The following is a 22688-nucleotide window of genomic DNA, read 5'->3' on the forward strand; positions in this document are numbered from 1 at the left end:
ATGCCTTATTTATCAGCCCTGTTAATGAACAGGGCTGATTGATTTTTATTTTATTATTAATTTAACAAATGATTGGCTTGAATTAGATTACCGGACGTTTTGGTATTCATAACTGAATGATTTTTCAATTAATTACAGCCCATTTATTGATTGTGGGCTGTGCTGAATTAATAATAATCTGTGAATAAAATGATTTAAACAGGAGCCGGACGTCCCGAATTAATGCCTCTAGACATGACCAATGTGTCGTGGTTGAACGAGGAAATTTGCGAAAAAATTTTGGTCGGTTTTTCATGTGATTTTAACTATATGCATTAATCTCAACCAGATTGCCACATGAATTACATCTGCAACTATCGTAGTGGTGTTCAGTATAATTGTTTGAATCTTTAAATAGAAAAATTCATTGATTTATCGTCAGGTAGTTTGACTCCCAATGTCATTTCACCACCAACCGATGATTGCGCAATCCCCAATTTGGTTTTTTCCGGTCTTATTACCAGCGCAAAGCACGATTGCGTTTCGATGGGTCAAATGCGAAAAATGCTCTAATTGGCTCACCACTATGCTGTATTCGAAGTTCTTTCATATTTGGATACCGCGAGCCATCTTTTTCTCCAAAGGGGACTCCCGCCGGCATAAGGCGAGAGGGGAATTTGGATGGGCTTGAAAAGCCCCAATATCCCTCAACCACGCTGATGTTGAATGTATTGCTTAATGACGTCCAGTGGGGCACCTCCACATGATCTGAATCACCGTTACTTTCTTTTAATGTAGCGCCAAAATCACGGTAGACCTCACTTGCATATTGATGAAACCACATGGCCACAAATACGCATTAATATCTGGCTTAACATTATAAAATCTGTTGACTCTCAGAGTGAATAATCTGCTGGGTTGTAAATTTAAAATCTACTGCTGATATTTTCCTGAATGCACAATACAGTGATAATAACCTCCATTGATCGTAAATATTATTTTCAATGGTAATATAATTATTTAATATGTGATCCATTTTATTTTGTCTGAACAAAAAGTTCAGAAAAACAAAAAGGCCATGCCGGAAGCATAGCCTTGAATTTAGGTTATAAGTTAATTATCATTCCACACCAAGCGAAGACGAAGTGTTTTACCTACGTTTTTTTTCACCTGGTCACCTAATTTTTTCAGGTCACTATTGATATCACCGTTATAATATAACTCGTATCTTAATTCGTTACCATTACCCACAAAATAACCTGTATTCTTTCCAAGAATATAATGTACATTATCAACCATTACAGTGAGATTTTTACTAAACAATTCTACCATTTTTTTACCATTCTCTTGGTTGTTATCATAGGGGATTCGAATAGTTAAATTTGCATTATACGGCCAAAAGAATGTTTTTATGTTTATGTTATTAATATCTGAATTATTCTTAATTAGCTTTAAGCTACCAATGTGAGAAGATAATCCAGCTAGATAAGTTTGATTTTTATCAACATATCCCCAGGGTGGGTTAGATTCACGTTCAAATATTCCTACTCCCACTGTAAGATCAAATTCCAGATTGGGATCCCCCTGTAATTCCCAGTCACAAGCTGTTAAATCTTCTGGTGTTGGCTGCCAAGTGGTAATATTGCCTTGATTACGCTTCTCAATTAAAGGCGAACTATCAGACACAAGATGTATGTATTCAACAGGATAGCTCCAATTACGTCTATACACTTTCTTGCCTAAATACACCTGAATGAGTGCCCACGGAAAAGAGCCAATAGGTGCAGTGATATCATTATCAATTTTAGTTGTGACGTTAACCTTGAATTGGTCAGGGGTAAATGAACATTGTTGAGCAATATTACTGTCTGATTTATTTATTACTGACATAATTTCCTCACTTATTGATCATTAAAGTAAAAGGTCATTTCATTTACGTGATAATAATCAGTTTGAACAGTAACGTTCTTTAGATATTTATGAATTCCACCTGCTCCTGCTCAGGTTTTATTCCAGAGCCTTCCACATGGGCATCTATTGTGTATATTCCAGCTTGGGTTTGGTAGTTGTTAAGCGCAAGAGACGGTGTAAAGTAAATCACACCATTATCATCGGTTAATGTATCATTACTCCCATCAGCATTGGTGTATACTTGAGGTTTGCCATCCTCGCCCAATACGGGTTTCCCCTGTGAATCGGTTACACTCAATTTAACTCTCTGGTTAGCTACCCCTTTATTATCTTCATCCGTAACTCTGACACCCATAGCATAATTCCCGGTCGCCGGAAGAGGGCCATCTGGGTACACGCCTATTATCACATTGTGTACCCGTGTGGAATCTAGTACCTGTTTTTCTTGCTGATTAACGTTAGACATAAACACCTCGCTTATATTCATTAAAGTAAAAGGTCATTTCATTCTACTGCTAAACCGCCAGTTGATATTACTTAAGTAAAATTTTTATCTCAATGGGATGCAATCACATGGCCACAAATACGCATTAATATCTGGCTTAACATTATAAAATCTGTTGACTCTCAGAGTGAATAATCTGCTGGGTTGTAAATTTAAAATTTACTGCTGATATTTTCCTGAATGCACAATACAGTGATAATAACCTCCATTGATCGTAAATATTATTTTCAATGGTAATATAATTATTTAATATGTGATCCATTTTATTTTGTCTGAGCGAAAAGTTCAGGCAAATAAAATAATTAAGACAAAAATCCACATATTGAAATTAAATTATTATTTGAATGCAAGCAAGTCAATTAAAATATGCAGATGTTATCACTTATTCAAGTTTATAACGTTATTAATAAATATTAATGCGATGTATAAACACAAACAGGGCATATTGGCATGAAAAAAGATACTCAATAACTTGAACCAATGATAAAACAATATACTTTGTGATATAAATTATAGTAGAACCGGCTTTTTAATAAAAACCGAGTCTACACTTACGTGATAATAATCAGTTTGAACCGTAACTTTCTTTAACTATTTTAAGAATTGAATTCCACCTTCTTCTGCACAGGTTTTATTCCTGAACCTTCCACATAGGCCTCTATTGTGTATGTTCCAGTTTGGGTTTGGTATTTGTTAAGTTTAAGATACGGTGTAAAGTAAATCCAACCATTAGGATCGGTTAATGTATCATTACTCCCATCAGCATTGGTGTATACTTGAGGTTTGCCATCCTCGCCCAATACGGGGTTCCCCTGTGGATCGGTTACGCTCAATTTAACTCTCTGGTTAGCTACCCCTTTATTATCTTCACCCGTAACTTTGACACCCATAGTATAAAGCCCGGTCGCCGGTACAGGGCCACCTGGGAGCACTCTTATTTTCACATGGTGTACCTGTGCGGAATCTAGCACCTGTTTTTCTGGCTGATTAACGTTAGACATAAACACCTCGCTTATATTCATTAAAGTTCAAGGTTATTTCATTCTACGACTAAATAGCCAAATCATATTACTTAAGTTAAATTTTTATCTCAATAAGCGGTAATCACACAGTAATAAATACACACTAAAATCGGGTTTAGCATGATAAAACCTATCTATTCGTCGAGTGAGTGATGCGCTGGCGCGTAAATTCAAAGTTTACTGCTAATTAATCGGGGTTTTATTTAAGAGGAGAAATCACTTTGTGATAGAAAGTGAAAAAGCCCGGCTTTTTACTGAACCTAAAAAGCCGGGTCTACATTTACGTGATGATAAAATAGCTATCCTTAATCTTAAGCAAAGTTAAAATTAAGGTGCATCAAAGCTCCTTGAATTGAAATCATCTGCACAGGGGTCTGATCCTGTTGGGGCATCCTGACCTAGATCTACGCCAACACATGGTATAAGTTTAGTTTGGTGGTTAGATGTAACTACAACTAACAACTTTCCTTCAGGCGATTGGCCGTCCTCTTTTGAGTTAAATGTTATCAAGCTTAGACTACCAGCACCAGTAAGTGACATCCATTTAATAGGAATATGCTCCTTCGAGTCTTTGGGCGCATTTTGAAAAGGCTTACCGTCAAACAGCATCTGCGCAGCATAGGTATAAGAATCCGTCTTATTCCCCAGAACTTTACCCGTTGGCGGGTCTTGTTCTACAAAAATGGGAGCAGTGAACGTTGGAAATGCGAATGTCACCGTCATTGGCTGAGTTGTTCCAATGCCATCCACTGAAGCCGTTACGGTAACGTCTTGAGCCGTACTACTGGTCAATGTTGCGGTAGCTTTACCGTCCTGTGGATTGGTCATACTACTGGAGGAAATTGTTACTTTGCTATGATCAGTCTCACTCTGCTCCGTTACATACCAGTTAACTTTCTTATTAGGCAGAGGGTTACCATTGCCATCCGTAACGGTAACTGTCAGGTTATGAGCTTTCTTTATCACTAAAGGGCCTTTATCCGATGTTATTGGCGATATCCCTACTCCTACTCGTTTGAAATCTACCGGATATGATGGTGATTGAACGGGCTTATTTTCCCCCACCTTGAGTGAAACAACTACATCCCCCTTGAATGCCTTAGTACTGGTTATGATTGCCTTTAAGTTTCCTTTGTCATCTGTTTTAGTATCTGGGGTTAGTGTTATGCCATATTTAGCGGCGTCTGATGGTTGATCGATATTCCAATGTGCATCACTAATGACTGTACCCTCTTTAACGGGGTTGCCATCAGCACCCAGGATAGTCGCCATAAATTGATATTGTGGGTAACCACCAGCCGATGCAGACGTTAATTTTTCGGACTTAATACCATCCTTACTAATACTATATAAACTGTCCATGTTTACATCAAAGCTGACCTCTCCCACTAATTGTGGAGCCTGATTATCCAGTTGCAGGTACACTTTGACATTTTTATGTTGCTGTTGACTCACTAAGATAGGTTTGTGTTTGAAATGCCCGTTTTCATCAAGCACCCCAGAATTTGAGGCGTCCAAATTCTTCCATTGCAACTTCGTATCTGGGCCGATTTTAGGATCGGTTGTCCATTGAACATGGTTAATGGTGGCATTTTTTATCGGTGCATTATTGACCGTATCAAAGGTAATCACAGGGTCAAACGTATATCCGTCCTTTTTATCTCCCGTCGCAGGCAATGGTCCTGCTGGGGTAAAGTTAGCTGCTTCCTGTTTTTTCAGCATAAAGGGCCTGACAATGACACGCATTTCAGCAGGCGCTGATTTTTGGTTATTTTCCCATTCAGCCACAGCATAAATGGGGTAATTGTTATTTTGGTCACTGCCGGATAGATAGGTTGGCAGGGTAACTTTGATTGTGTTGCCGATCTGGGAAGAGAGCTTCCCACCATTCTGTTCAAACTCTTTGTTGGTTGCCCAACGAATCTGCTTAAGCGGAGACTCAGAAGAAAACTTGACTGTAACTTCCTGCTGACCCCCACTGTACCCGATGATATTATCCGGCAGCGACAATTGAGTGGCTGGCTTTGCCTGATGCTCAAGGACGATATGATTATTTCTTTCTACCAGATCATAACGGCTGCCCGCTAATGTCCTCGCCGTCGCCACGTTTTCTGGCGATAATTGCACACTCAAGGGAACACCCAATCGATAGCTTAAATTTGCCAAAAACTGAGTTTCGTTGTGCCCGTTTCCTTGTTTATAATCCACACCCAGAGTAAATAGCGGAACTGGGGTGTAAGACAGCCCCAGGGTAGCCAGGATGGGGTTTTTCTGTTTGGTGTCACGATCGAATAAAGTGACCTCATCGCCAAAATACTGCTCATAAGTCAGTTTGGCACCCAGATTAGGGTAAGCGGGTAAGAAAAACTCCCCACTAATGTCATAACCGTTGGCTGGGCGTTCGTAATAACCGACAAAATCCCGTGAGTCTTTCCAGTTACTTGCACGATAATAGGTATTAGCGGCCAGTTTAATGTAGTCTCCCCATATTTCTCCGCCCAGCCCAAGGCGCTGATTTCTACCGGTCAGGTCGTAGTCATAAAACGTATTCAGGCCATACATCCAGTCCTGATAAAAATAACGGCCACCTAACCCCAGGTTTATGGTATCTCGGCTATCTTTGTTGCGATAACCCAATTGGGAAAAGAACAGCCAATCCGCTTTATTATCATAGAGCGGCAGTAAAAGATCGAGTGAGCCGTTTTTTCGCTTTCCTTTTTTATCCAGTCCAAAATTAATTCTGGCAGTACCAAACTGTGATAGCCATTTTTGTGCCTCAGACGTTACCAGGCCGTTAACTTGCCCTAACGCATAGGATTTGGCTTGTTCGGCCAACTCTGAAGGTGAAGATGACAGGAAATTACCGGCCATTTGGAGGTTTCTAGCAATAACATTTTGTGTCTCAGCATCTGAGGTGTGATGATTTTCTTTTACACCACTTTTTTTATGCGTATCCGAATTCAGATATTTTTTATCTAATCCATTCACTCGCCCGCCGATATTATCGTTCTCATCTGCTTTTCTCGTATCTCTTTCAGTTTTAAGCCACCCCTCTGCAAAGGAATTCGTTATTGTATAAGGTACTAATAACGTATAAAGAAAAAAGAGTAAAAATATGACTTTGCCAATATATGATAACATATTTACACACCTCGTATTAAATAATCGGATCCAGTCCTATTGTGATAATAGTGGCGTATTTTATTTTTGCGTTATTAAAAATAGTTATCACGTGATAATGGTTTTTAATGACTTAAGAAATTAGTGATTTTAAATATCCTGAACTGGCTCCATTGAGCCAGTTCAGGAAATCATTTAAGTCATCTGACGTTTTTTATTAATTAACGTTTTCTATTAAAGGCAGCGGCCAATGCATCACTCATCGCGCTATTAGCTAAAGGCGCAGAGCCTGAACGTGAAATAGGGCGATTTCTGCCATTGCCGTTGCGATTATTGCGATCCTGACGGTTACCTTCTTGGGCGCTACGGCGTGCTTGTGTTTCACCGGGTTGCTCATCAAGACGCATGGTCAATGCAATACGCTTGCGGTTGAGGTCAACATCCATCACCTTCACTTTCACGATATCACCTGTTTTAACGACGGTGTGTGGATTTTCCACAAAACGGTCGGATAGCGAGGAGATATGAACCAGGCCATCCTGATGGACACCGATGTCCACGAATGCACCAAAATTGGTCACGTTAGTGACAGTACCTTCCAAAATCATGCCCGCTTGCAGGTCGTTCATGGTTTCAACGCCATCGGCAAATGTGGCTGTCTTGAATTCAGGACGTGGATCGCGACCCGGTTTTTCCAGCTCTTTCAGGATATCGGTGACGGTTGGAATCCCAAATTTTTCAGTCGTGAACTCCTGGGCGCTCAGGTTACGCAAATTAGCCGGATTACCCATCAGTTCAGGCAGAGTTTGCTGAGTTGTTGCCAGGATCTTCTCAACTATTGGATAGGCTTCTGGGTGAACGGTTGAAGCGTCCAGCGGGTTATCACCCTGATTGATACGCAGGAAGCCTGCGCATTGCAGGAAGGCTTTTGGTCCCAGACGGGTCACTTTCAATAGCTGATTACGGTTGTCGAAACGACCGTTTTCATCGCGCCAGTTAACAATATTTTGAGCAACAGTGCGCGTCAGGCCAGCAACACGAGTCAGCAACGCGACAGAGGCGGTATTCAGGTCAACACCGACGCTGTTTACACAGTCTTCAACCACGTTATCCAGTTTTTTCGCCAGCAAAGTTTGGCTGACATCATGCTGGTATTGACCAACACCGATGGATTTAGGTTCGATTTTCACCAGCTCAGCCAGAGGATCTTGCAAGCGGCGAGCGATGGAGACAGCACCACGCAGGGAAACATCCAGATCAGGGAATTCTTGCGCAGCTAATTCAGATGCGGAATAGACAGAGGCTCCCGCTTCGCTGACGACCACTTTCTGTGCCGTAACGTCAGGATACTGTTTCTGAACGTTGGCAAAGAAACGCTCTGTTTCACGGGATGCGGTGCCGTTGCCAATCGCAACCAGTTCCACTTGGTGTTTGGTGCACAGTGCTGCGACGGTAGCAGCCGCTTTGTTTTCCTGTCCGGTGTGCGGATAAATGGTATCGGTGGCAATCAGTTTGCCTGTCGCGTCAACCACGGCGACTTTTACCCCGGTACGCAAACCTGGGTCCAGACCCATTGTTGCACGCATACCCGCAGGCGCAGCCATCAGCAGGTCATTCAGGTTACGGGCGAATACGTTAATAGCCTCGTTTTCGGCTTTCTCACGCAGTGTGCCCATGAGTTCGGTTTCCAGATGCAGCAGTACCTTGATACGCCATGTCCAGCTCACCACTGTTTTGCGCCAATTGTCAGCCGGTGCATTGTTCAGGCGCAGATTCAGGTGATCGGTAATAATTTGTTCGCAGTGACTCTCTTTCGGTGCTTCTTCAAATTGTGGATCCGCATTCAAAGAGAGTTGCAGGATACCTTCGTTCCGTCCACGGAACATAGCAAGGGCACGGTGGGAAGGAACAACAGCAATGGCTTCGTGGTGGTCGAAGTAATCGCTGAATTTCGCGCCTTCTTCCTCTTTACCTTCGATAACCTTAGAAACCAGGTGAGCATTTTTCCATAAATAGTCACGTACCTTCGCCAGCAAGGTTGCATCTTCGGCAAAACGTTCCATCAGGATATAACGTGCGCCATCCAATGCTGCCTTGGTATCAGCAACGCCCTTGTCAGCATTGACATAGGCAGCCGCCGCCAGTTCTGGCTCTTGCTGTGGATCTTGCCATAGCAGGTCGGCCAGAGGCTCCAATCCGGCTTCGATGGCAGCTTGTCCACGGGTACGGCGTTTAGGTTTATAAGGCAGGTACAGATCTTCCAACTCAGTCTTGCTTTGCGTTGCGTTAATCGCTTCTGCCAGCTCAACGGTTAGTTTTCCCTGTTCCTCAATCGATTTCAGGATAGTCTGACGGCGGTTGGACAGTTCACGCAGATAACCGAGACGGTTTTCGAGTTGGCGGAGCTGTGTGTCATCCAGACCACCGGTGGCCTCTTTACGGTAACGGGCGATAAAGGGAACCGTATTTCCCTCATCAAGCAAGGAGATGGCAGCTAGGATTTGCTGTGGTTGAGCTTGTAGCTCACCGGCAATGATTCGACTTAAAGATTCATTCATGGTCTGTTTTCTTCAACTTCTTTAGGGTCTGTAGATATTCTGAAACATCGTCAGACAGAGCCGGATAAGATCAGATTTCATCTGAAACAGTATCGGCATGGTTCAAACTGGCTCCATTTATACGTGTTGAGCGCAATAATTTCCAGTTTAGCGCGATATTTCGATCATGTTGCGACAGAATTCATCAAATATCTTCTAGGTTGGGATTGGGTTGATGAGAGTTGATGAGATATAGTACTCCGCCATTAATCATCTTTTCTCAAGTGAGTTTTTTCATGGACAAGAGTCACTATATTACCCGAGAGGGTTGGCATGTACTTGATCAGGAATTGAAATATCTCTGGAAAGTTGAACGCCCTAAAGTTACCCAAGCTGTTTCAGATGCTGCTGCATTGGGGGATCGTTCAGAGAATGCAGAGTACATTTATGGTAAAAAAAGGTTAAGGGAAATTGACCGCCGAGTGCGTTTTTTGTCCAAGCGTCTGGATATTCTGCAAATTGTCGATCCTGATCCGCGACAAGAAGGGAAAGTCTTTTTTGGGGCATGGGTAAAAGTTGAAAACGAGTATGAGGAAGAACACCTATTTCGTTTGGTGGGACCGGATGAATTCGATCCGGCAAAAAAATGGATTTCCATTGATTCTCCGGTGGCGAGGGCGTTACTGGGTAAGCAGGTTGATGATGAAGTCACGGTGATGACACCGAATGGCGTAGTGACTTACTGGATACTGGAAATTAGTTATCAGCCTTTGGCATAAGTTGCCTTAAAATACATGCGGTTAAGTTTCTATTAGCATTATGAGTTTTCTGTGAAAGTGATGGATGTTGCGGGCATGGAGCATCTTAGGAGCTGAAACATGCAAGAGAGTTATAAAATCCTTGTTGTTGATGATGATATGCGCTTGCGGGCGTTACTGGAACGTTATTTATCCGAACAAGGATTCCAGGTGCGTAGTGCCGCAAATGCAGAACAGATGGATCGTTTATTGACCAGAGAATCCATCCAATTGATTGTCTTAGATTTAATGTTGCCGGGTGAAGATGGGTTGTCTATTTGTCGCAGGCTGAGAAGTCAGCATAACGCGATCCCGATCATCATGATATCCGCGAAAGGGGAAGAGATTGATCGGATTGTTGGGCTTGAAATTGGTGCTGATGATTATCTTGCCAAGCCTTTTAACCCGCGTGAATTGTTAGCACGTATGCGTGCTGTCCTGCGGCGACAGACGAAGGAACTGCCGGGGGCGCCGACGCCGGATAATGCAGTGATCAAGTTTGGGAAATTTAAACTTGATCTTGGAACGCGTGAAATGTTTCATCGAGATGAGTTGTTACCTTTGACGAGTGGGGAATTTTCCGTGCTGAAGGTGTTGGTTTCTCACCCACGAGAGCCATTATCACGGGATAAGTTGATGAATTTGGCTCGGGGGCGAGAGTATGGTGCGATGGAGCGTTCCATTGATGTCCAGATTTCCCGTCTGCGTCGCCTGATTGAAGAAGATCCTACCCATCCACGTTATATCCAGACGGTCTGGGGGCTGGGATACGTTTTTGTTCCTGATGGAAACAAGGTATGAAAAAGCCCAGCGTGAAAAAGTTTTGGCTTTCTCTGCGTACTTTGTGTTTTCGTGTCCTGTACTTAGTGCTGGGCAGTTTGCTGTTCAGCACATTGATCACCTTACTGCTGGTGGTATTAGAAGCACTCCCTTTTAACGCGGTATTTCCCTATCTCTTTATCAGTGTTTTTGCGATGGCATTGTCTGTGTTTATGGTGTTCTGGCGATATTCCGCTATCCAGAAACACTCATTAAAGGCGATGCAAAAAGCCGTTATCGACATCAGAAAAGGAAGAAGAGGTTCATCAGTGCCTGAAATGGGGATGCCCGCGATTCGTGCCGTCATTAGGGCGCTTAACCAGTTGTCGATAGAACTGAAATCACAGGAAAGCGATCAGGCGGTATTAATAGCTGGCGTGAGCCATGACTTGCGTACTCCGCTTACCCGTATCCGTCTGGCGATGGAAATGATGGAGGGAAAAGATGATTTTCTGACAGAATCTGTCCATCAGGACATTGAAGAGTGTAATGCCATGATTGATCAATTCATTGATTATCAGCGAGCAGGGCAGGAGATGCCGATGACATGCTGTGAATTGAATGGGTTGCTTGAAGAGGTGATTACAGCAGAGCAGCGTTGTGTCACAGATACAGATATTGAAAATCGTTTAGCGACAAGTTCGATTTTCATTTTAGCCCATCCCTTTTCCATCAAACGTGTACTGGTCAATTTGCTTACTAATGCTCGTCGTTACGGCAATGGGTGGATCCGCATCAGTAGTGGCTCAACAGAAAAATTTGGCTGGTTTCAAGTTGAGGACAACGGTACTGGAATGACGAAAGAAGAAGCCGCTGTTTTATTCCAACCTTTTATGCAAGGAAATAATAGACGTGAAATAAATAGTGGTGTGGGGCTAGGGCTGGCGATCATCCGCCGTATCATTGATAGCCATGGGGGAGATATTCAGGTGGGGAGCAGTGAAAAACAGGGGCTGTCCATTCGTATATCTATTCCGTTGAATACAAGATGAAAATCGCATTGAATGCGAAATAAGGTATTGTCGAAACCACCTGTCATAAAAATGTCATAATTCATACATCTTATTGTCATTGAATTCGCTTATTTTCATTATTGAATCATTTTGTTACCTAAAAATCAGATTGTCAGTGATACCTGACATTTGTGTTTCATTAATGATGCGTATCCCAGTAGGAAATCCAACAGGAGATAGTATGAAATTAATGCGTACCACCGTGGCGAGTATCATGGTTGCTGTATTTGCCATGACATCCCTGTCTTCATTCGCGGCCACCAGCCTGACGGGGGCAGGTGCGACGTTTCCTGCACCGATATATACCCAATGGGCGGATTCTTATCAGAAAGAAACGGGCAACAAAATCAATTATCAAGGCATTGGCTCTTCTGGTGGTGTAAAACAGATTGTTGCCAATACGGTCGATTTTGGTGCCTCTGATGCCCCGCTTTCTGATGAAAAATTGGCGACTGATGGCTTGTTCCAGTTCCCAACGGTTATCGGTGGAATTGTGCTGGCGGTGAACATTACCGGTGTTAAAGCCGGTCAGTTGGTTCTGGATGGTAAAACACTGGGTGATATTTATCTGGGTAATATCAAAAAATGGAATGATTCAGCGATTACCAAGCTGAATCCCGATCTCAAATTGCCAGAGCAAAATATTGCCGTGGTTCGTCGCGCTGACGGCTCAGGGACCTCCTATGTTTTCACGAGTTACCTGTCCAAAGTTAACGGCGATTGGAAACAAAAAGTTGGGACGGGTTCGACCGTCAAATGGCCAACAGGATTGGGTGGTAAAGGTAATGACGGGATTGCTGCATTTGTTCAGCGTCTGCCCGGCTCGATTGGTTATGTCGAGTATGCCTATGCGAAGCAGAATCACCTGGCTTATACCAAACTGGTTTCAGCGGATGGTGCCGTGCTAGCGCCGACCGAAGAGAACTTTAGTGCAGCGGCCAAAGGTGCGGATTGGAATCGCAGTTTTGCGCAGGATCTGACAAACCAGAAAGGCGATCATGCGTGGCCAATTACCTCGACTACATACATTCTCATCCACAAAAAGCAGGCAAATGCTGCCAACGGTGCCGAAGTGCTGAAATTCTTCGATTGGGCTTATAACAATGGCAAACAACAGGCGAAAGATCTGGATTATGCCACCCTGCCGGAAGAAGTGGTCAGCCAGGTGCGTGCAGCATGGAAGAGTAATCTCTCCTTTTATTAAGGGGAAATAACCTAAAATGAGAATGAAGCGTATGGCCGAACGTAAAACGGCACTGAAAGCACCGAGCAGAAAGGGTGACATTATTTTCAGCGCCTTGGTGAAGTTAGCGGCGCTGTTAACTTTATTTCTGCTGGGAGGCATTATCATTTCACTGATCATTGCTTCCTGGCCGAGTATACAAGCATTTGGTTTTGCTTTCTTATGGCGTAAAGAGTGGGATGCGCCGGCAGGGGTGTTTGGCGCATTGGTGCCGATTTATGGCACATTGATGACTTCGTTAGTTGCCCTGATTATTGCGGTTCCCGTGAGTTTTGGTATTGCCCTGTTTCTGACGGAATTGTCACCAAACTGGTTAAAACGTCCATTGGGTGTGGCGATTGAGTTATTGGCCGCGATCCCCAGTATTGTTTATGGCATGTGGGGGTTGTTTGTTTTCGCTCCGCTGTTTGCCACCTATTTCCAGCAACCCGTTGGTGATGTGCTCTCCAGCATTCCCATCGTAGGGGCGCTATTCTCCGGTCCTGCTTTTGGCATCGGCATTCTGGCAGCGGGTGTCATTCTTGCCATCATGATTATCCCCTATATCGCTTCTGTCATGCGCGATGTGTTTGAACAAACCCCTGTGATGATGAAAGAGTCGGCTTATGGCATCGGTTGTACAACATGGGAAGTGATTTGGCATATCGTCTTGCCGTATACCCGGAATGGTGTGATTGGCGGTGTGATGTTGGGACTTGGCCGGGCATTGGGAGAAACAATGGCAGTCACCTTTATTATCGGTAATACCTACCAACTTGATAGTTTGTCGCTGTATATGCCGGGGAACAGTATCACTTCTGCATTGGCAAATGAATTTGCTGAGGCTGAATCTGGCCTGCATACCGCCGCATTGATGGAACTGGGACTGATCTTATTTGCCATCACCTTTATTGTCCTGGCGTTGTCAAAATTAATGATTATGAGTCTGGCAAAAAATGAGGGGCTGCGCTGAGATGACAACCGTCAATGAGCAACCTTCACATTTAGTCAATACAGTAAACGAAGCGGAGATGAAAAGTCGCCGCCGTATGCAGTCATGGCGTCGTCAGAAAAATCGGCTGGCGCTGATGTTATCCATGATGACGATGGCATTCGGTTTATTCTGGCTGGGCTGGATTTTGATCTCCACCGTCACTAAAGGGATTGATGGCATGTCGCTGGCGTTGTTTACTGAAATGACACCGCCTCCGAATACCGAGGGTGGTGGGTTGGCAAACGCCATTGTGGGTAGCGGCTTGCTGATCTTCTGGGCGACGGTGTTTGGTACGCCATTGGGAATTATGGCGGGCATTTATCTGGCGGAGTATGGTCGCCATTCATGGCTGGCAGAAATCATCCGCTTTATTAATGACATCCTGCTTTCAGCCCCTTCGATTGTTGTCGGATTATTTGTCTACACCGTTGTGGTCACGAAGATGCAACATTTTTCAGGGTGGGCTGGAGTAATGGCACTGGCACTGTTGCAGATCCCCATTGTGATTCGCACGACAGAAAATATGCTGAAATTAGTGCCGGATAACTTGCGTGAAGCTGCTTATGCCTTGGGAACACCGAAATGGAAAATGATCTCTGCCATTACGTTGAAAGCCTCGATATCAGGCATTATGACCGGTGTGTTACTGGCTATTGCTCGTATCGCTGGTGAAACGGCTCCATTGTTGTTCACCTCGCTTTCCAACCAGTTCTGGAGTACCGATCTTAACCAGCCGATGGCAAACTTGCCTGTCACTATTTTCAAGTTTGCCATGAGTCCATTCTCTGACTGGCAGCAGTTGGCATGGGCGGGAGTATTGCTGATCACCCTGTGTGTATTGCTCATTAATATTGTGGCGCGTGCGCTGTTTGCGAAGAAAAAGCACTAATATTTTTTCAACGGAATAAAAGCAGAAGGTATTCAAGAGATAAATATTGATGAATAAGGCTAATGACGTTATTTCAGTAAATAAAATCGCAGAAAGTAAAATCCAGGTGCGTGATCTGAATTTCTATTACAGCAAGTTCCATGCGTTGAAAAATATTACGCTGGATATTGCACAAAACAAGGTAACGGCATTCATCGGGCCGTCGGGCTGTGGCAAGTCCACATTACTGCGTACTTTCAACAAAATGTATGAATTGTACGGGGATCAGCGCGCTGAAGGTGAAATTATTCTGGATGGCACCAATATCCTGACAGACACACAAGATATTGCCTTGCTACGTGCCAAGGTTGGGATGGTCTTCCAGAAACCAACACCATTTCCGATGTCCATTTACGACAATATTGCTTTCGGGGTGCGCCTGTTTGAAAAACTGCCCAGAACAGAGATGGATGAACGAGTCCAATGGGCATTGACCAAAGCGGCATTGTGGAATGAAACCAAAGATAAATTACACCAGAGTGGGCATAGCCTTTCTGGTGGCCAGCAACAGCGTCTGTGCATTGCCCGTGGTATTGCCATTCGTCCAGAGATCTTGTTGTTGGATGAACCTTGTTCGGCACTTGATCCCATCTCGACAGGACGCATTGAAGAGTTAATCAGTGAACTGAAATCGGAATATACCGTCGTGATCGTCACCCACAATATGCAGCAAGCGGCTCGCTGTTCGGATTACACTGCATTTATGTACCTGGGTGAACTGATTGAATTTAGCGACACCGATAGATTATTCACCACACCGAAGATGAAACAGACCGAAGATTACATTACTGGCCGTTACGGTTAATACGGGGGGATAGAAAAATATGGACAATCTGAATCTCAGCAAGCATATCTCGGGTCAGTTCACTGCTGAACTGGAACATATTCGTACCGAATTGATGACAATGGGCGGTTTGGTGGAAGAACAGCTTAGTAAGGCGATTCTGGCGATGCACAACCAAGATGAAGTATTGGCACGGCAAGTGATTGAGGATGACCAGAAAGTCAATATGATGGAAGTGGCGATTGATGAAGCGTGTGTCCGCATCATTGCAAAACGCCAACCGACAGCCAGTGACCTGCGCCTGATCATGGTTATTTCAAAGACCATTGCTGAACTGGAGCGCATTGGCGATGTTGCCAATAAGATCTGTAAAACTGCGCTTGAAAGATTTTCACATCAACAGCAATCTTTGCTGGTTAGCCTGGAATCACTGGGGCGTCATACGATCCAAATGTTGCATGATGTGTTGGATGCCTTTGCCCGTATGGATCTGCAAGAAGCCATCCGTATCTACCGTGAAGACAAAAAAGTCGATCAGGAATACGAAAGTATTATCCGCCAGCTTATGACTTACATGATGGAAGATCCCAGAACCATTCCGAATGTCATGACAGCTCTCTTCTGTGCCCGCTCTATTGAGCGCATTGGTGACCGTTGCCAGAATATTTGTGAATTTATCTTCTATTACGTCAAAGGACAGGACTTTCGCCATATCGGTGGTGACAATTTGGAAAAATTACTGACCCAAAAAGAATAGTTATTATTCTAAAATTGAATAAATATAGTATTTTATATTATTTCAGGTGCTATATCTAAATTGATAGCTTTTGTTGATATATAAAAATTAATAACCAACAGGGGTGTACAATGAAGATTGGCAACAAATCTCGCGTAGCGGTTACTGCTCTGCTGACCAGCTTGGCATTGGTTTCAGGAGTGGCAAAAGCAGATAAACTTGATGATATTAAAAAAGCTGGCACGGTACGTATTGCAGTATTTGACAGTAACCCACCATTTGGTTTTATCGATCCTCAAACGAAAAAATTGGCAGGCTATGATGTCGATATCGCCAATGCGATTGCCAAAGATTTAGGGGTGAAGCTGGAGCTGCGACCAACGAATCCAGCAAATCGCATTCCTCTGCTTTCTTCCAAAAAAATTGACTTAATTGCTGCTAATTTCACGATCACTGATGAACGTGCAAAACAAGTTGATTTTTCCATCCCTTATTTTGCAACAGGTCAGAAATTCATTGCCCGCAAAGGTGTTTTGACCAAGCCGGACGATATTGCCAAACTGCGCATTGGTGCAGACAAGGGGACGGTGCAGGAAATCACCTTACGTGAGCGTTATCCAACAGCTAAAGTGATCTCATATGACGATACACCATTGGCATTTGCGGCTCTGAGAAATGGCAATGTCCAGGCGATCACGCAGGATGATGCGAAACTGGTTGGCTTGCTGGCAAATGTGCCGGAAGCACAGAAAGCCGATTTTGAAATTTCCCCTTTTAGCATTACCCGTGAATATCAAGCAGTTGCGGCTTCCAAGGGGGAAACGCGATTAGTTGATTCGGTTAACCAAACCTTACTGAAATTGGAAAAAGAGGGTGAAGCAGAGAAAATCTATAACCGCTGGTTTGGCCCGGAAACGAAATCCGCTCAACCGCGGGGTGATTTTAAATTTGCTCCGTTAGCAGATCAGGCGAAACAGTAATGTTTGTTTAGTGCTTCCATTTAAGAACACCAATTGATTAGCCCCGTTATTGCGGGGCTTTGCTGTTTGTTTATGCGGTGAATGATATGTTTGAGCAATTTATTACTGAGCATTTACTGGCTCCTGAATATCTTCTATGGCTTTGGCAGGGATTTCTGATCACCTTGTGGCTTTCTGCCTGTGTCATTATTTCCTCCACTTTACTGGGTTTTGTGATTGCTGCGATACGGGATAGCCAAATCAAGCCATTGCGCTGGCTGGCTACGGCTTACACTACGGTATTTCGTAACACCCCTTTGTTGGTACAGCTGTTTTTCTGGTATTTCGCATCCGGGCAAATTTTGCCACAAGAGGCGATGATATGGCTGAACACGCCTCACGACACAATAATTTTCGGTCTGACACTGGAATGGCCATCCTTTGAATTTCTGGCGGGATTCATCGGACTCACTCTCTATTCAGCTCCGTTTGTTGCAGAAGAGTTGCGTGCGGGCATTCAGGGCGTTGGACGCGGACAAAAATATGCAGCCCATGCATTGGGTTTAACAGGCTGGCAGGCCATGCGTCACGTTGTATTGCCACAGGCATTGAAAATAGCTATGCCACCCTTATTGGGGCAATACATGAATATTGTCAAAAATTCATCATTAACCATGGCGATTGGTGTGGCAGAACTCTCCTATGCTTCTCGTCAGGTGGAAACCCAATCTTTACAAACCTTTGAGGCATTTGGTGTGGCGACAGTGCTTTACATTGCCATTATTGCTGTGATGGAAGGCTGGGGACAGTGGCGCCAACAGAGAACCTTGGCGAGAGGGTATTGATATGGACTTTACTGTTATTGCAGAAAACTGGCGTTACTTGTTATTAGGAACTTTTCCCGATGGGCCGTTGGAAGGGGCGGCATTGACGCTAGTAATCAGCATTATAGCGGGGACTATCTCCATCGTATTGGGTATTTTGGGTGGCGTTGCTCTGGCAATGTTGCGCGGTTTTTGGGCCAATTTATTGGCAGCAATACTGGGTTTCTTTCGCGCTATTCCGGTCATTATGCTGATTTTCTGGACATATTTCTTGTTGCCTGTCGTATTGGGGATGGAGATCCCTGAAAGTACGACCGTTGTCTGTGCGCTGGCATTGATTACTTCGGCTTATTTAGCACATGGCGTCAAAGCGGGAATTTTAGCGATTGGTGATGGTCAATGGCGGGCAGGGTTATCACTAGGTTTCAATCGTTGGGAAGTCCTGTGGCATATCGTTTTGCCGCAGGCATTGCGTATGATGGTGCCTTCATTTATCAATCAGTGGATTGCGTTAATTAAGGATACTTCATTGGCTTATATCGTTGGCGTGGCGGAATTGTCATTTTTGGCGACTCAAGTGAATAACCGCAGCATGGTTTATCCGATGGAAGTCTTTTTATTCGTTGCGTTGGTTTATTTTGTGATGTGTTTATCACTGGAATTGATTGCCAATTATGTTGCCCGTCACTTCTCAGTGAGGCGTAAAAGTACAAACAATCTTCGGATTTTGACGTAAAAAGTTTTGACCGTGGCGCCTCAAAATTAATATACGCATTAAATTGCAACTTGCAGTTTAATGCGTATATTTACCTAATTGACTTAATTAATAGCGTTTTTCTTTTCCAAATACTGCAATGAGCACCGAAGTCAACAACAGCAATGTCCCCGCTGCGATCAACACCGACAGGAATGAGTGATTGAAAGCTTGTTTTGCTGCCTGGATCAGCGACAGTGCAACCTCTCCCTTTAGCCCTTCTGCGACAATAAGAGCCTCATCAATACTGTTTCGTGCCAGTGCTGGGATGCCCATCTCCGCCGGAAGAGTGAATGAGGCAGAATAGACCGCTACCATTAAACTGCCAAGAGCGGCTATCCCGATTAAACTTCCCAATTCATAGGCGACTTCTTCAATAGAGGCGGCGGTGCCAGCGCTGTTTTCTGGAGCATTCAACATGATGGATGTGGAAGCAGCAGTCATTGCTGCACCAATACCAAAGCCAATGATGCAAAATGCAGTGATTTGCACGAAAAGCGATTGCAGGCCAGCGAGGTAAACAAAGCTCCCCAGTCCGGCAAGGGCGAGTGAAAGCCACATGATCCGTTCAGAACCAAATTTTGGTATCGCAATTCCGGCCAGGGGGCCAGCAATAAAAGAGGCAATCGGAATGGGTAAAATAAATAATCCCGCCAGCAAGGGAGATAGACCCATGGCGAGTTGGAAGCGTTGACTAACAGCAAGTTCCATGCCGACTAGCGCTGCTGTGGAAACGAAAGCAGCGATAACTCCCGCAGTGAAAGTGCGATTGCGGAAAAGCTTGAAATCGATCATGGGGGTTGATGAACTTAACTGGCGACGAATGAAGATGGCCGTGAAAATAATACCTGTGATGCCGACTATCACGGTGGTCAGCAATGAAGGTATTGGTTTGCTTAATTCCTTGATCGCATAGGTGATACTTACCAGGCCAATCATGATTTGCACAGAAGCAATAAGGTCAAAAGAATGGCCTGAATTGTTTGGGCTTTTAGAAATAACGACCAGTGCAAAGCCAAATGCAATGAGAGCAATCGGGACGTTGATCAGGAAAACCGATCCCCACCAGTAATATTCGAGCAGGAATCCGCCGATAACCGGACCAAGCGCGGCACCGCCTGATGCGATAGCAGACCAGATACCAATGGCAAGTGCCCTTTCGTTTGGATCTGCAAATGCGTGCCGGACTATTGCGAGTGTCGCAGGCATCATCATCGCCGCGCCAAAAGCAAGCACCACACGCGCAGCAATCAGAGTGGCGGGGTTGGGGGAAAATGCCGCCATCAACGATGCCACACCGAAAATGGCTAACCCGTTAGTAAACAGTTTTTTTGCACCAAAACGGTCACTTAACGCCCCCATAGCGGGAAGTAACCCTGCAATAGTTAGCGTATAAGCATTCATGATCCACAGTTTTTCTGAAGCAGAAGCATGTAAATCATGCGTCAGCCGTGGCAAAGCGGTGTATAGCACGGTCATATCAATAACAACTAAGAAAAGTGCACTGGAAATAATAGCGAGCACAAGCCAGCGGATATTCGATTTCATAAGCAAATTCACCAATGCGGTTCGGCAACCTTGTCGAACCTTGACTAAATTGTTGACGATCATTATAAATACATACGTATTTAATTAAAAGGAGGTTTGCATGGGACGACGTAAAACAATTGATCGGGAAGTTCTGTTGGATGCAGCGGAACACATTGTCACAACACATGGTGCTGCGGCTCTCACGATTGATGCGTTGGCGAAGGCAGTTGGCATTACCAAGGGGGGAGTACAATACAGTTTTAGCACAAAAGATGGCCTGATTGATGCGATGTTTGAGCGTTGGGAGGCGAGTTATAACGGACAGTTTCATGAAATTGCTGGAGATAACCCCCACCCGCTGACGGCCGTGCGCGCGCATATTGAAGCGACTAGTCGGTCGGATGAAGCATCAACGGCAAAGGCGGCGGGTTTAATGGCTGCTTTATTACAAACACCGGAACATCTTGAATCGACCCGTATCTGGTATCGACAACGCATAGCAGGCTTGGATACAACGACGGAAGAAGGTCGTCAGGCACGTTTGGCGTTTTTAGCTACAGAAGGGGCATTTGTTCTGCGCTTTTTTGGCTTAATGGATATGACAGAGGATGAGTGGAGAGACATCTTTAACGACATTCTTGCAGCTATGTCACCCTGAATTGCTTTTGCCAGATCAATAGCGGACTAATCGAATAAAATATCGTCGCAAAATGAATCCCCTCAAGAATCATAATGTTATTTAACCTATTGATTACACGCATCGCAAACGTTTTCTTTTTTTGCCATTTCAGGGTAACGATTTATATAGGTTTCCTGTAGGATAGGTCGAAAACTTCGTTTTTTGGGAAACAATATACATGAGCACAATAAATTCTGGCTCTGCTCATCGTCAGGGCTTGCTTCAGCGCGTGTTTAAATTAGGGGAACATGGCACGACAGTTCGTACTGAAATCATTGCCGGTTTAACGACGTTTCTGACGATGGTTTATATCGTCTTTGTTAACCCGCAAATTCTGGCGGTGGCAGGTATGGATATTAAAGCCGTATTTGTCACGACCTGTTTAATTGCCGCCGTTGGCAGCATTATGATGGGATTGGTAGCGAATCTGCCTGTTGCCGTTGCACCTGCGATGGGATTGAACGCGTTTTTTGCCTTTGTTGTGGTCGGTGCGATGGGTATTTCGTGGCAGGTTGCCATGGGAGCCATTTTCTGGGGGGCAGTGGGACTATTTATATTGACTCTCTTTCGTGTCCGTTACTGGATGATCGCCAATATTCCATTGAGCCTGCGTGTGGGTATTACCAGTGGTATCGGCCTTTTCATCGCCATGATGGGGCTGAAAAATGCCGGCATTATTGTGGCTAATCCCGACACGATTGTCTCAATCGGCAACTTTGCGTCCCATAATGTTTTGTTAGGAACATTGGGCTTTTTCATCATTGCCATTTTAGCGGCACGTAGTTTCCATGCGGCGGTGTTGGTTTCAATTATCGTGACAACCGGTATCGGCTTGCTGATGGGATATGTGGAATATCACGGTATTTTTGATTTGCCACCCAGTGTGATGAGTGTGGTAGGTAACGTTGATGTCAAAGGCGCACTGGATATTGCGTTGGTTGGTGTAATTTTCTCATTTATGTTGGTGAACTTGTTTGATTCTTCCGGCACATTAATTGGTGTGACGGATAAAGCGGGTATTGCCGACAGCAATGGCAAATTCCCGCGTATGAAACAAGCCTTGTACGTAGACAGTATCAGTTCGGTGGCGGGTTCTTACATAGGAACTTCTTCGGTTACCGCCTATATTGAAAGCTCGTCTGGCGTTTCTGTTGGCGGCAGAACTGGCTTGACGGCGATTGTCGTGGGTATTTTATTCCTGTTGGTGATGTTTATCTCTCCGCTGGCAAGCATGGTGCCTGCCTATGCCACAGCGGGAGCTTTGGTCTATGTGGGCGTTTTAATGACGTCCAGCCTGACAAGGGTAAAATGGAATGATCTGACCGAATCCGTTCCTGCTTTTATCACCGCGGTGATGATGCCATTTAGTTTCTCCATTACTGAAGGCATTGCACTGGGTTTTATCGCTTACTGTGCCATGAAATTGGGTACGGGCAAATGGCGTGAAGTTGGCCCATGTGTTTTTGTCGTGACACTATTGTTTGTATTGAAAATGGTGTTTGTGGATGCCCATTGAGCACGATTGAAACAGTGATTAAGAGAAAGCCTGACAGCAAATTGTGTCAGGCTTGCTGA

At 44.3% G+C, this 22688-nt stretch carries 19 protein-coding genes and 2 pseudogenes; 13 read left to right on the top strand and 8 right to left on the bottom strand.

All coding sequences use genetic code 11. The features are described from left to right. Positions 1-444 precede the first annotated feature (444 nt). From WDV75_RS00915 to WDV75_RS00940, 7 genes and pseudogenes are all read right to left on the bottom strand, one after another. Positions 445-607: pseudogene (locus WDV75_RS00915) on the bottom strand (type II toxin-antitoxin system RelE/ParE family toxin); the annotation flags it as partial. Positions 608-686: 79 nt separating this feature from the next. Beyond that, positions 687-817, bottom strand: a pseudogene (locus tag WDV75_RS22060) (IS200/IS605 family transposase); the annotation flags it as partial. 275 nt (positions 818-1092) lie between these two features. Continuing rightward, positions 1093-1869: a Thoeris anti-defense Tad2 family protein gene (locus WDV75_RS00920; protein WP_273557440.1), complete on the bottom strand. Its 777-nt coding sequence runs from the start codon at positions 1867-1869 to the stop codon at positions 1093-1095. A gap of 79 nt (positions 1870-1948) precedes the next feature. Beyond that, positions 1949-2356 (bottom strand): hypothetical protein, encoded by a 408-nt coding sequence (locus WDV75_RS00925; protein WP_273557441.1) that lies wholly within the window; start codon positions 2354-2356, stop codon positions 1949-1951. A gap of 635 nt (positions 2357-2991) precedes the next feature. Continuing rightward, entirely contained in the window at positions 2992-3396 is a 405-nt protein-coding gene (locus WDV75_RS00930) for a hypothetical protein (RefSeq protein ID WP_273557442.1), read from the bottom strand. A gap of 348 nt (positions 3397-3744) precedes the next feature. Beyond that, positions 3745-6558: an inverse autotransporter beta domain-containing protein gene (locus tag WDV75_RS00935; protein ID WP_273557443.1), complete on the bottom strand. Its 2814-nt coding sequence runs from the start codon at positions 6556-6558 to the stop codon at positions 3745-3747. A gap of 200 nt (positions 6559-6758) precedes the next feature. Further along, on the bottom strand, positions 6759-9095 hold the full coding sequence (locus tag WDV75_RS00940) for a Tex family protein (RefSeq protein WP_273557444.1): 2337 nt from the start codon (positions 9093-9095) through the stop codon (positions 6759-6761). Positions 9096-9370: 275 nt separating this feature from the next. Between WDV75_RS00940 and greB the strand changes: the two genes are divergently transcribed. The 11 genes from greB (at position 9371) to WDV75_RS00995 (ending at position 18886) form a co-directional block, all read left to right on the top strand. Then, complete coding sequence (greB, locus tag WDV75_RS00945; RefSeq protein ID WP_273557556.1) at positions 9371-9853, top strand: transcription elongation factor GreB; 483 nt, start codon at positions 9371-9373, stop codon at positions 9851-9853. A 99-nt stretch (positions 9854-9952) separates the two neighbouring features. Then, positions 9953-10672: a two-component system response regulator OmpR gene (gene ompR, locus WDV75_RS00950; RefSeq protein WP_273557445.1), complete on the top strand. Its 720-nt coding sequence runs from the start codon at positions 9953-9955 to the stop codon at positions 10670-10672. Continuing rightward, positions 10669-11682, top strand: a complete 1014-nt coding sequence (locus WDV75_RS00955; RefSeq protein WP_273557446.1) for an ATP-binding protein — start codon at positions 10669-10671, stop codon at positions 11680-11682. The genes ompR and WDV75_RS00955 overlap by 4 nt, the downstream gene beginning before the upstream one ends. Before the next feature lie 202 nt (positions 11683-11884). After that, entirely contained in the window at positions 11885-12907 is a 1023-nt protein-coding gene (pstS, locus tag WDV75_RS00960; RefSeq protein WP_273557447.1) for a phosphate ABC transporter substrate-binding protein PstS, read from the top strand. Positions 12908-12938: 31 nt separating this feature from the next. Beyond that, a complete protein-coding gene (pstC, locus tag WDV75_RS00965; RefSeq protein WP_273557557.1) occupies positions 12939-13898 on the top strand; it encodes a phosphate ABC transporter permease PstC in 960 nt (319 codons plus the stop codon). A gap of 1 nt (position 13899) precedes the next feature. Next, on the top strand, positions 13900-14808 hold the full coding sequence (pstA, locus tag WDV75_RS00970) for a phosphate ABC transporter permease PstA (protein ID WP_273557448.1): 909 nt from the start codon (positions 13900-13902) through the stop codon (positions 14806-14808). A gap of 49 nt (positions 14809-14857) precedes the next feature. After that, complete coding sequence (gene pstB, locus WDV75_RS00975; RefSeq protein ID WP_189759701.1) at positions 14858-15652, top strand: phosphate ABC transporter ATP-binding protein PstB; 795 nt, start codon at positions 14858-14860, stop codon at positions 15650-15652. A gap of 19 nt (positions 15653-15671) precedes the next feature. After that, entirely contained in the window at positions 15672-16388 is a 717-nt protein-coding gene (phoU, locus tag WDV75_RS00980; RefSeq protein ID WP_273557449.1) for a phosphate signaling complex protein PhoU, read from the top strand. Between the two features lie 110 nt (positions 16389-16498). Continuing rightward, complete coding sequence (locus WDV75_RS00985) at positions 16499-17347, top strand: ABC transporter substrate-binding protein (RefSeq protein ID WP_273557450.1); 849 nt, start codon at positions 16499-16501, stop codon at positions 17345-17347. 86 nt (positions 17348-17433) lie between these two features. Then, positions 17434-18171 carry an amino acid ABC transporter permease gene (locus WDV75_RS00990; protein ID WP_273557451.1) on the top strand — a complete coding sequence of 246 codons (738 nt, stop codon included), beginning with the start codon at positions 17434-17436 and terminating at the stop codon, positions 18169-18171. Position 18172: 1 nt separating this feature from the next. Continuing rightward, complete coding sequence (locus WDV75_RS00995) at positions 18173-18886, top strand: amino acid ABC transporter permease (RefSeq protein WP_273557452.1); 714 nt, start codon at positions 18173-18175, stop codon at positions 18884-18886. Positions 18887-18973: 87 nt separating this feature from the next. On the opposite strand, the gene WDV75_RS01000 is transcribed toward WDV75_RS00995, so the two are convergent. Next, positions 18974-20452 (bottom strand): MFS transporter, encoded by a 1479-nt coding sequence (locus WDV75_RS01000; RefSeq protein WP_273557453.1) that lies wholly within the window; start codon positions 20450-20452, stop codon positions 18974-18976. A 100-nt stretch (positions 20453-20552) separates the two neighbouring features. On the opposite strand from WDV75_RS01000, the gene WDV75_RS01005 reads away from it, so the two are divergent. Both WDV75_RS01005 and WDV75_RS01010 read left to right on the top strand, forming a co-directional pair. Continuing rightward, positions 20553-21092 (top strand): TetR/AcrR family transcriptional regulator, encoded by a 540-nt coding sequence (locus WDV75_RS01005; protein ID WP_273557454.1) that lies wholly within the window; start codon positions 20553-20555, stop codon positions 21090-21092. 199 nt (positions 21093-21291) lie between these two features. Then, positions 21292-22629: an NCS2 family permease gene (locus WDV75_RS01010; protein WP_273557455.1), complete on the top strand. Its 1338-nt coding sequence runs from the start codon at positions 21292-21294 to the stop codon at positions 22627-22629. The last annotated feature ends 59 nt before the right edge of the window (positions 22630-22688 follow it).

Source organism: Xenorhabdus griffiniae (assembly GCF_037265215.1).
In the GTDB taxonomy this organism is placed as follows: domain Bacteria; phylum Pseudomonadota; class Gammaproteobacteria; order Enterobacterales; family Enterobacteriaceae; genus Xenorhabdus; species Xenorhabdus griffiniae.